The 10,936-nt window shown below is 65.1% G+C and carries 9 protein-coding genes; 3 read left to right on the forward strand and 6 right to left on the reverse strand.

All coding sequences use genetic code 11. The features are described from left to right. Positions 1-78 precede the first annotated feature (78 nt). From BR78_RS0106575 to araD1, 4 genes are all read right to left on the reverse strand, one after another. Entirely contained in the window at positions 79-1,413 is a 1,335-nt protein-coding gene (locus BR78_RS0106575) for a glycoside hydrolase family 27 protein (protein WP_025560013.1), read from the reverse strand. Beyond that, positions 1,410-3,743 carry a glycoside hydrolase family 127 protein gene (locus BR78_RS0106580; RefSeq protein WP_029725050.1) on the reverse strand — a complete coding sequence of 778 codons (2,334 nt, stop codon included), beginning with the start codon at positions 3,741-3,743 and terminating at the stop codon, positions 1,410-1,412. The genes BR78_RS0106575 and BR78_RS0106580 overlap by 4 nt, the downstream gene beginning before the upstream one ends. Continuing rightward, positions 3,743-5,281 (reverse strand): alpha-N-arabinofuranosidase, encoded by a 1,539-nt coding sequence (locus tag BR78_RS0106585; protein ID WP_025560011.1) that lies wholly within the window; start codon positions 5,279-5,281, stop codon positions 3,743-3,745. The genes BR78_RS0106580 and BR78_RS0106585 overlap by 1 nt, the downstream gene beginning before the upstream one ends. A 70-nt stretch (positions 5,282-5,351) precedes the next feature. Continuing rightward, positions 5,352-6,341 carry an AraD1 family protein gene (araD1, locus tag BR78_RS0106590; protein WP_025560010.1) on the reverse strand — a complete coding sequence of 330 codons (990 nt, stop codon included), beginning with the start codon at positions 6,339-6,341 and terminating at the stop codon, positions 5,352-5,354. A 489-nt stretch (positions 6,342-6,830) separates the two neighbouring features. On the opposite strand from araD1, the gene BR78_RS0106595 reads away from it, so the two are divergent. Together BR78_RS0106595 and BR78_RS0106600 are read left to right on the forward strand one after the other, a co-directional pair. Continuing rightward, on the forward strand, positions 6,831-7,715 hold the full coding sequence (locus tag BR78_RS0106595) for an arabinan endo-1,5-alpha-L-arabinosidase (RefSeq protein ID WP_269320204.1): 885 nt from the start codon (positions 6,831-6,833) through the stop codon (positions 7,713-7,715). Between the two features lie 31 nt (positions 7,716-7,746). After that, the gene (locus tag BR78_RS0106600; RefSeq protein WP_025560008.1) at positions 7,747-9,057 is read left to right on the forward strand and encodes a sugar MFS transporter; all 1,311 of its coding nucleotides are present in this window, start codon (positions 7,747-7,749) and stop codon (positions 9,055-9,057) included. Positions 9,058-9,154: 97 nt separating this feature from the next. Here BR78_RS0106600 and BR78_RS0106605 read toward each other — a convergent pair whose 3' ends face one another. After that, on the reverse strand, positions 9,155-9,943 hold the full coding sequence (locus BR78_RS0106605) for a FadR/GntR family transcriptional regulator (RefSeq protein ID WP_025560007.1): 789 nt from the start codon (positions 9,941-9,943) through the stop codon (positions 9,155-9,157). An 85-nt stretch (positions 9,944-10,028) separates the two neighbouring features. After that, positions 10,029-10,154 carry a hypothetical protein gene (locus tag BR78_RS22305; protein WP_269320201.1) on the reverse strand — a complete coding sequence of 42 codons (126 nt, stop codon included), beginning with the start codon at positions 10,152-10,154 and terminating at the stop codon, positions 10,029-10,031. Positions 10,155-10,284: 130 nt separating this feature from the next. Here BR78_RS22305 and BR78_RS20875 point away from each other — a divergent pair, with 130 nt between their 5' ends. Then, on the forward strand, positions 10,285-10,893 hold the full coding sequence (locus BR78_RS20875; RefSeq protein ID WP_025587110.1) for an invasion associated locus B family protein: 609 nt from the start codon (positions 10,285-10,287) through the stop codon (positions 10,891-10,893). The last annotated feature ends 43 nt before the right edge of the window (positions 10,894-10,936 follow it).

Raw genomic sequence — 10,936 nt, forward strand, 5'->3', positions numbered from 1 at the left:
GGCTGGCGACAACCATGCGCCTCCAGCCCTTCCGGCGCGGAACGGTGCATCCCGGCACAAGGCCGGCGATGATGACGATCAAGTGAGGCGATACAGCCCCGAACCGTGCGGCGGCAGCGTAGCGGCGAAGCGTGTGGTCGCCTTGCCCAGATCCTTGCGCTCCCACAGATCGCGCACTCGAACGGTCGTGATGCCAAGCCAGCGGAAGTCGACGCCGATCTCCTGTTTCTTGTCTGTCATATTGAACAGAGCGAGGTAGCGATCGGCACCATTCGCGTGTCGCGCCGTCCACACGCGCATCCCGTCCGCGACGAAATGCGGCTGGTTGTCCGTGCTGGCCTGATTGACCGCGATCACTTCCGGATTGGTGAGAAGCGCCAATGTCGGTGCGTCCAGGTGACGCAGGTCACCGCCCATGATCAAAGGCGAGCGCGCGATCGACCACAAGGTCATGAGGGTGCGCTGCTCGGCCGGGGTGAACTTGGTGTCCCGCTTGCCGAGCGCAAGGCGGCCGAGCGGGAGCATGTCGGCGTCGGGCCAGCCGCCGGATCGACGGTGCGGGTTCCAATTTTCGAGCCGCGTGAACTGCGCCTCGAGCAGGGGCCATTCGTCCCAGAAATCGTCGCTGATCCGCCACATCTGCGCATAGCGACGAACGTGGTCGGCGCGCGGCACGGGAGTCTCGCCCGGCGAAAGGCTGAGGATGATGGGACGGCGGGTCGCGACGATCGCCTTGTGCGCCGCTTCTATCTCCGGTGCGTGGGCGTCGTACGGGCGGCTCATATCGTCCATCTTGACGAAGTCGACACCCCAGGAGGCGTAGAGGGCGAAGACACTGTCGTAATAGGCCTGGGCGCCGGGTTTGCGCATGTCGACGCCGTACATGTCCGGGTTCCACGGGCAGATGCTGCTCGTGTCGGCGATATCCTGCGCCCGGTAGCGCGTGCCGAAGATCGGCAGGTTCTGCTTCACCGCCAGCCGGGGGATGCCGCGCATCAGATGGATGCCGAACTTGAGGCCGAGCCTGTGCACCTCCGCCGCGAGCGGCGCGAAGCCCTTGCCACCGGCGCTCGAGGGGAAGCGGTTGGGCGCGGGTAGTAGCCGGCCATAGCCGTCCATCACCGGTTCGGGATTGGAGTTATAAGTGTAGCTGCTGGCCTCCGGCTCGTACCACTGAATGTCGACGGTGAAGATGTCGTATCCGAAGGGCAGCAGCTTCTCGGCCATGATCCGCGCGGTCTCGAGCGCCTGTTCCTCGTTGATCGTCGTCGCGAAGCTGTTCCAGCTGTTCCACCCCATCGGCGGCGTCGGAGCGAGCGCGCGGACGTTGCGCTGCCCCTGCCCCTGCGCCTGCGCGGCGACCGGCGCCGCGGCGAGCAGACCCAACGCATGACGACGATTCAGATGGATCATTGTGCCTCCAATATGCGAGTTTCATAGACGAGGGCGTCGGAGCCCCTGGTTTCGAAGCGCACCGTCACCTTGTTCTTGCCGCGCGTGAGTGCTTCGGGAATCGGATAGTCGACGCTGACGAAGCGTTTCACCGGCTGGGCGGCGCGGCGCTCGTTGGCGATGCGCGTGCCTTCGACCGAGATGTCGAAATTCTTGTTCACTTCCTCGCCCCAATAAAGCGCGCTGAGCAGCATCGGACCGGGACGCACCGCGAGAGTGAATTCCATGTAATTGCCCATGCCCCAGGGAATCTGGCGCCCACTGCGGCCGCCCCACGAGAACAGGTCGCTGTGGTTCGAGCGATAGTCGTGGTCGCGTTCGGGCTGCATTTCGCCGAGCTGGATCACGTCGACGGTGCGAGCCTCGAGCGCCGCCCGCGCCGCAGCCTCGGTGCGGAAAGCAGCCTCCTCATCCTTCCACTGCGCTTCGGTGAAGCGCGGGAAATAGACTGCGGTGCGGCGATCATATTGCCGAAAGAAGGGCACCATGGTCAGCGCTTCGGGCCGCGCGTCGGCGAGGCGGAAGCGGTGTCCCGCGGCGGCGACGGGGACCAGAGCCGCGGCGGCGTCCTCGGTGACCAGCGCAGGCGGCTGACCCTCGAAAGCCTCGGTGGCAGGTCCCAGATCGGCGGCAAGGACGAGCGGGCCGCTCATATAAGCGAGCATGCGCGGATCGTCGGGTGTCGGTTCGGCGCGGACGCGCATCGGCAAAGTGAGTTCGATCCTGTCCCCCGCCTGCCAGCGGCGGTCGAGCCGGGCATAGCCGGTGGCACGATCGATCGGCTGGGGCTTGCCGTTGAGTGCAAGCGCCGGTGCATCGCACCATCCCGGCAGGCGAAGCGCGATCGTCGTCGCACTGCGCGGTGCCCTGGTCACACGGAGCGTTACTTGCTCGCTGAACGGATAAGCGGTCTCGAGCTCTACCCCGAGCCCCCGCTCCTTCCACTCAGCCGTGGACGGGATGAACAAATTGACGAACAGCGCGGCATCGTCGTGCCAGTAGATGCTCTCGCCATGCTTGGCGTGCGTCTCCATCCCGGAGCCCACGCAACACCAGAAGCTGTCCTCGGGGGTGGAGTAGGTCCGCCGCGCGCCGGCGCTGAGCGGCATGAAATAGACGAACATCCCTGTTTCTGGATGCTGATGTGCGAGCAAATGGTTGAGGTGGACCCGCTCGTAATAGTCGAACAGCGAAGCATCGGGCTGCCAGCCATAGAGGTGCCGCGTCAGCTTCAGCATATTGTAGCTGTTGCATGCCTCGCAGGTACGCTCGGTGATCCGGGTCGAGATCAGATCCGGCGGCCCGAAATGCTCGCGTTCGCTATTGCCGCCGATGATGTAGCTGTGATGCCCGGCGACGGTCCGGTGGAAGAAGCGCGCGGCGTCGGCATGGCGTTGCTCGCCGGTAAGCTCGTAGAGCCGGGCGAGGCCGATAAGCTTGGGGATCTGGGTATTGGCGTGGAGGCCGGGAAGGTCGTCCTTGCCCGCCGCGAGCGGAGCGAGAACCTTCTGATGGTAGATGCGCTGCGATATCCGCCGCCAACGGGGATCGCCGGTCAGCGCATAGGTCTCTGCATAGCTGTCGTTGAGGCCACCATGCTCGGCGGCGAGCAATTTCTGTATCTGCGCGTCGTCGAGCCCCTCGAGGATCGTGCCGAGATAGCCGGCCATCGCCAGCATCACCGGCATCGCCTCGGCCACATCGCCGAAGCGCACCGTATCGATCAGTCCCGCATGGACCTTGTGCCAGGTGTAAAGCGGCACCCAGCCGCCGTTGATGTCGAAGCCGCTGCTGTGGATGTCGCCCTTGCGGATCTCCTCGAAGACGATCTTGCCGTCGACTGTCTTGCCGTCGCGGTCGACAGTGGTGCCGCCGACATAGCCGTCGCCCTGCGCGGCCTGGATACGTGCCATCTCGGCGACGATGTGGCGCAGGCGATCGCGGATCACCGCGTCGCCGGTCTGGGCGTAAAGCAGTGAAAGCGCCGACAGATAATGGCCGAGCGAATGCCCGGCGATTCCGCGCGCTTCCCAGCCGCCATAGGTCTCGCCTTTGGTCGGCAGCCCGGCGCCGGCGTAGAAATTGTGGAGCAGCCGCTCGGGGACAAGCGACAGCAAATAGCGGCGGTTGGTCTCGACTGCGTCGAGGAAAACCGAAGGCTTGAGCCGCACCGCCGGCAGCGGCAGCGGCCTCACCTTGATCGGCTTTTCCTCGACCGTGATGCGGGCGAAGGCCGGTCCGGCGAGCGCAAGCACGCTCGCCGAACCGAGAAACAACCGCCGCGTCAGCATCACTCGACGGCGACCACGACAATCGACTTGGCCGGCAGGTCGAAGGTCAGCTTGCCGCCCGAGCTGCGCGCCGAATAGACCGCAGGCTGGATCGTGTTCGGCTGGTCGAACGTGTTGTGCGTATCGATCGCCGGCCCGGTGAGGATGCGCCCACGGGCATTGCCGCTGAGGTTAGTCGTCACTCGCGCCGCCTTGTTGGGATCGGTGTTGGTCAGCGAGAGATAGAGCTTGCCGTCGGTGCCGCGCGCGGCCGAAACGTCGACCATCGGCAACTTGAACCCGGCCTTCTCATAAGTCGGCCCCTTCACGTCCGCCGCATACGGCGTGGCGCCCTGGAACGGCACGTACATATCGAAGACGTGGTAGGTCGGGGTCAGGATCATCCGGCCCTTGTCGGTCAGGATCATCGCCTGGAGCACGTTGATCATCTGCGCGATGTTGGCCATCTTCACGCGATCGGTATGCCGGTGGAAGATGTTGAGCGTCAGCGCCGCCACTTCCGCGTCGCGCAGGCTGCTCTGCTGGTAGAGGAAACCCGGGGTCGAGCCCGATTCCTGATCGTACCAGGTGCCCCATTCGTCGACGTACAATGCGACCTTCTTCTCGGGGTCATGCTTGTCCATCATGGCTTCGTGCTTGGTGATCAGTTCGTCCATGAAGGTCGCGCGGCTGAGCGTGGAGGCCCATTCATCCTCGGAGAAGCCCGTGGCAGCGCCCTTCTTGTCCCAGTTGCCCGTCGGCAGCGTGTAGTAATGGACGCTGAGCGCGTTCATCTTGTTGCCGGCTTCGCGCATCATCACGTCGGTGAAATTATAGTCGCTGCCATTGGAGCCGCTCGCGACCTTGATGAGCTTCTTGCCCGCGGGAGGATTGACGAATTCCTGATAGCGGCGGTGGAGGTCCGCCGAATATTCCGCGCGCATGCTGCCGCCGCAGCCCCAGGTTTCGTTGCCCACGCCGAAATATTTGACCGCCCACGGCTTTTCGCGGCCGTTCTTCTTGCGCTCCTCGGCGAGGCTGCCCTTCTCGGCGGTCATGTACTCCATCCACTGGCTCATGTCGCGCGGGCTCATCGAACCCATGTTGCCTGCGACATAGGCGTCGGTGCCGAGCATCTCGGAATAGTTCATGAATTCGTGCGTGCCGAAGGCATTGTCCTCGGTCACCCCGCCCCAGTGGCGGTTGATGCGCACGGGCCGCTTCGCACTCGGCCCAATGCCGTCGCGCCAGTCATATTCGTCGGCGAAACAGCCGCCGGGCCAGCGGACCACGGGCACCTTGATGTGCTTGAGTGCGGCGAGAACGTCGTTGCGATAGCCGTTGGTGTTGGGGATCTTAGAATCGGTTCCGACCCAAATGCCCTCGTAGATGCCGCGCCCGAGATGCTCGGCGAACTGGCCATAGACTGCGGGCTCGATCTTCGCGCCGGGCTTGCCCGTGTCCACGGTCACGGTGACGCTCGCCGGTGCCTGCGCCAATGCGGGCATCGCCATCAGCGTCGCCGCGATCGGCAGCAGGCCGTACTTCAAAAGCTTCATCTCACTCTCCCTCTTGTTCCCGCGCGACGCCGGGATTTTGTCTAGTTAAAGCTGATTATGTCCGCCGGATTCAAAGCGGAACAACGCTCGCCTCGCCACCGAGAACAGTCTGCAGCGGATTGCGCAGCGGCAATGTGAACGGCGCTGCTGACACTTCGAAGACATCGCCTTCCTCGGTCCTCACGCCATCGGCGAAGGACAAGGTCGCGGTGCCGAAGAAATGGACGTGAACGTCGCCGGGGCGACGGAAAAGTCCATATTTGAAATGATGGTGCTCGAGATTGGCGATCGCGTGCGACATGTTCGCCTCGCCCGAGAGGAAGGGCTTTTCCCACAAGGTCTCGCCATTGCGGACGATCTTGCTGGTGCCCCGAACATCGGCAGGAAGCTCACCGACGAGCAACTCGGCCCCGAGCGATGCATGGCGCAGCTTGGAATGGGCGAGCCAGAGATAATTGCCGCGCTCGGTAATGTGGTCGGAGAACTCGTTGCCGAGCGCGAAGCCGAGGCGGCGCGGACGCCCCTCATCGTCGATCACGTAGATGCCGGCGATCTCGGGCTCCTCGCTCCCGTCGAGCGCGAAATCGGGCGAAGGCAGCGGCTGGCCCGGACCGATCAGCGACGACCCGTCCCCCTTGTAGAACCATTCAGGCTGGACGCCGGGCTTGCCGTCGGTGGGCTTGCCGCCCTCGAGCCCCATGTTGAACATGCGCATCGAATCGGTGAGCGTGCCGCCCGCCGCGGCCTTGTGCATCTGGTCGCGACCCTCGGCCGAGCCGAGATGCGTAAGGCCAGTGCCGGTGACGTAGCAATGCGCGGGGTCGGGATGGTCGATCGGCGCGAGCAGGCGGCCCTCGGCTTCGGCGGCCGTGAGATCGATCGCCTCCCCTGCCCGCGCGCGTGCCGCATCTGCGAGCGAAACCCCGTCGCGGATTGCCGCCAGCGCCAGCTCATACGTCGTGGCGACGCCGTTCAGCCGCACTGCAGCCTCGTCTTCGAGGAACGCGGCGACGCCCCGTCCACCGGCCGAGTCGCGAAACTGCACGAGCCTGAACGCCATAACCTCTGGATCCTCTTCCGATTCGGGTAATAGTCAGACTTATATGCGGCGAACGGCGGATCAGTCCAGTCGATCTGTGCGCCGTGCCAGTAGCAGATTGCGCCAAAGGCAGGGGAAAAGCTACGATTCTGCGCGGCTTGGTCGAAACCGGGCCAGCCTGCAATAAAGCGCTTGCGAGAATCCGCGGTGCTCGTATTTTTGTCTGACTAATCAAACCGTGCTTGTCAGAATGGGCCCGCCCATCGGAGTGCGAAGAGGGGGAGAGGAAAGAGAACGTGGCTCTAGAACGCAGCATTCCCTGTTCGACGACTCTCGCCGCGTCGGTCTCGTTCGACTGACACGGGAGGCAGAGGCATTATCCGCATCTCTTGCCTTCGCTTTCTGCTCCCGGCGCTCCTTGCCGGGATAGCGGGAGAGCAGGCTTCGGCACAGGCGAACCCGCCTGCGCCGGCGCGGTTCAATGCGCGCATTGCCGGCGACATCGCACCGCTGCACGATCCCGCGATCATCCGCGAGGGCGGCAGCTTCTATCTGTTCACGACCAGCCAGCAGCGCGACGGCAAGGGCCTGATCCATATCCGCACGTCGAAAGACCTCACAAATTGGGCACGCGCTCCTTCCGTATTCACGGAAATGCCGGGCTGGGTGAAGGACACAGTCCCCGACGCGCGCGGGATCTGGGCGCCGGACGTGAGCTTTTCGCACGGCGAGTATCGCGTCTATTATTCGGTCTCGACCTTCGGGAAGAACCGCTCGGCGATCGGACTGGTGACCTCTCCTTCGCTCGAGAAGCCGGTGTGGACCGACAAGGGTCTCGTGTTTCGGTCCAACCCGAGCGACGATTTCAATGCGATCGATCCGAACCTGTTCGAAGACGCGGAGGGACGCCAATGGCTGGCGTTCGGCAGCTTCTGGTCGGGGCTCAAGATGATCCGGCTCGATCCCGGGACCGGGCTGCGCACGACACAGGACGCCCGGGTCTACGCGCTCGCCCGGCGCGGAGGGCCCGGCGCGATCGAAGCGCCGTTCGTGATCCACCGCCGCGATTTCTACTATCTGTTCGCATCGTTCGATTTCTGCTGCCGGGGCGCGGCCAGCACCTATTACACCGTGGTCGGGCGTTCGAAGAACTCGACAGGTCCGTATCGCGACCGTGAGGGAAAGAAGATGATGGACGGCGGCGGTCTGCTCGTCCTTCACGCCGACCTCGACCGGGGCAAGCGCTTCGTCGGCCCGGGACACGTCGCGATCCTGCGCGAGCCGAAGCAGGATTACATCGTCTACCACGCTTATGATACGCAAGCGCGCGGCGTGCCGACGCTCCGCATCCAGCCGCTCGGCTGGACGGACGACGGCTGGCCGGTCGCACTCTGAGAAAAGCCAACCCCAGGAGAAGAGCAAGCCCATGCCAGCCGTTCCCATTCAACCCCAGGCCGGCGCCCCGTCGGTCGCAGGCGTACCCTATCGCGCCGCACTCTCGATGCTGGCCACGCTCTTCTTCATGTGGGGCTTCATCAGCGTCATCAACGGCACGCTGCTGCCGCACCTGCGCAGCGTGTTCGAACTCAGTTATTTCGAGACCGGACTGATCGAATCCGTCTGGTTCATCGGCTATCTCCTCGCGTCGATTCCCGCGGCGAAGCTGATCGAGCGGATCGGCTATCAGCGCGCGCTGACCGTCGGCCTGTCAGTCATGACCCTCGGGTCGCTCGGCATGATCCTCGCCGCATATCTCGTCTCTTACGAAGTGACCGTCGCGTCGCTATTCGTGGTCTCGTGCGGCATCGCGCTGCTGCAGGTCGCGGCGAACCCCTATGTCGCGGTGATCGGCCCGCCCGAGAGCGCCGAGCGGCGCCTCACCCTCGTGCAGGCGTTCAACACCACCGGCGACGTGCTGGCGATCCTGTTCGGCAAGTATCTGATCCTCGCACGCACCACCGCCGGCACGACCGCGCACGGCACGGTGCTCACCCCCGAGCAGCGCCTCGCCGACGCGCAGGCGACCCAGCTGCCCTATCTCATCGTCGCGATCGTGCTGGCGGCGCTCGCTGTCATGATCGCTCGCGCCAAGCTTCCCGCACTGGGATCGGCGACCTCCCGCGTTTCGGCCGAGGCGCGCCGCGGGCTCTCCTTGTTCAACCACCGCAACCTGATCCTCGGCTGCGTCGGCATTGCGCTGTGCGTGCTCGCCGAGATCGGCGTGGGCAGCTATTTCATCAACTTCGCCTCGCAGCCGGACGTCGCCAATTTGACGCAGGAGCACGCCGCGACCTACCTCACGCTCTTCTGGGGCGGGATGATGGTCGGCCGGTTCGCCGGCGCGGCGCTGATGCAGAGGATCGCGCCCGAGCGAGTGCTGGCGATTTTCGCGCTGATCGCGATCGCGGGCTCGCTGACTGCGGTTTTCGCGACCGGACCGGTCGCGATGTACGGCCTGATCGTGGTCGGGCTCGGCCTCTCGATCATGTTCCCCGCCATCTTCGCACTGGCGATTCGCGGACTGGGACCGCTGACCGAGGAAGGATCGGGCCTGCTGATCATGTCGATCGCGGGCGGCGCGCTCGCCGCGTTCCAGGGCAAGATCGGTGACGCGTACGGGCTGCACTGGGGCTTCCTGGTGACTACGGCCTGTGCGCTCTACGTCCTGTTCTACGCGCTGTGGGGCTGCAAGGTGACCAACCCGGTCGCCGACGAGCCGGCCACCGCCGTCGAATAAATCCGGCTCCCCGCGCTAGAGGGAAGTGCGGGAAATGGAGAAGGCCGGGCATCTAGCCCGGCCTTTTTCTTACCCCCAATCCGCAAAGCGCAGGGAACTAGCCCGCCGCGACCTCGCGGCGCAGGCTCTTGGCCTGGCGGAGCTTGGGCCCCTTGCTGCGCGTCGTGTCGAGGAACGCCATGTCGACGAGGTGCGCCATCGCAGCGTGCGCGCCTTCGGGATCCCCTGCCGCGATCGCATCGAACACACGCTGGTGATCGGGCACGGGATCGCGGCGCAGCGGGCTGTTGCGCTGCTTGAAGATCGTCGTCCACGCCACCGCGGCACTGACGCTGGTAGTGAGCGAGGTGATGAAGGGATTGGCCGAGGCCTCCAGCAGCGCCGCGTGGAAGTCCTGGTCGGCGATCCGGCCTTCCTCCACCGCCAGCGTGTGCTTCTCCATCGCCTCGAGCGCCGCAGCCATGCGCGTCAGCTGGGCATCGGTGCGGCGTTCGGCCGCCAGCGCAGCGGCCTCGGGCTCGAAGATCTTCCGCAACTCGAACAGGCTGTAGAGCAATTCGTCGTCGGGCTCGAACTCGAAGATCCACGACAGCACGTCGGGATCGAGCAAATGCCATTTCTCGCGATCGCTGACGCGCGTGCCGGTGCGCGGGCGGCTTTCGACCAGTCCCTTGGCGGCGAGAATACGTAGCGCCTCGCGGTACGCGGTGCGCGAGACGTGGAGCCGGTCGCTTGCCGCGACTTCGTTGTTGAGGATCTCGCCGGGCTTGTAACGTCCCGAGACGATCAGGATGCCGAGATCGCGTGCGATCGTGCCGTGCAGGCGCAGCGACTTGCGCCGGGCCCGGACGTTGAGCGGCTTGGCGGTCTTGACCTTTGCAACCATGGCTCGATCCTAGCGCTCCGAAGGGGCGGGGTACAACCTGTCGATCATTCGGGCCGGGTGATGAATACATTCCACGAGAGCTGTTTCAGGACAGCTTTCCGCATGCGTCCCCCGAAAGCGGCGCGGGGATGCCCGCGAACGCCGCTTCGGCACGAACATTGGCGCTGTTGATCCCCTTGAGATCGCCATGGTGCAGCTGAACGCCCGGCAAGCATCCTCCCCTTGTCAATTGTCTGATGAATGAGAGGAAAGCGCCGGCCTGTCAACGCCGTGGCGCGGACATCTTCGTTGACCCTTCCCGCATCTCCACTAGGCTGCGCAAAACTTCGGGAGGAATGGCGATGACGATCGTGGCAGTGCTGGCGGCAAGCGCAAGCTGGATGGCGTTCGGAGCGCAGGCCCAGACGTCGCCCGCCCCCGCCCCCGCCGCCGCTCCGGCGGCACCTCAGGCTGCGGGCCCCGCATGGCAGCTGGTATGCAGCCCGGCGCCGGCGGCGAGCCCCACTCCCGCCCCGGCTCCAGCCGCCAATCAGCCGTGCAGCCTCGTCCAGAATCTGCTGGCCGGCGAACAGAAGCAAAGGCTGCTGACGGTGATCCTGCAGCGCACCCCGCAGGCCGGACACAATATGACGATCGCGCTTCCGCACGGCGTTTTGTTCCCGCGCGGCGTCAGCGTTCAGGTCGACGAAGCGGCGGAGAAGCCGCTGGTGGTGCAGACCAGCGACCAGAACGGCGCTTACACCGGGACACCCATCGATGCGGCGACGCTGGCGGCGATGCGCGACGGCAAGACGCTCAAGATCGGATTCACCGCCGGCAATGGCCAGCGGATCATCGTGCCGGTGACCCTCAGGGACTTTCCGGCTGGGCTCACGGCGCTCGACAAGAGCCCATTGCCGCCGGCCCCCGCGCCTGCACGGCCTGCGGCACCCCCGCCCGCGCCGCGCTGATCTCCAGGCCTTTCAGCTGCTGAACGCAGGAAGCGCGGCCTCT

It is taken from the genome of Sphingomonas sp. UNC305MFCol5.2 (genome assembly GCF_000712135.1).
Classification (GTDB): Bacteria; Pseudomonadota; Alphaproteobacteria; order Sphingomonadales; family Sphingomonadaceae; genus Sphingomonas.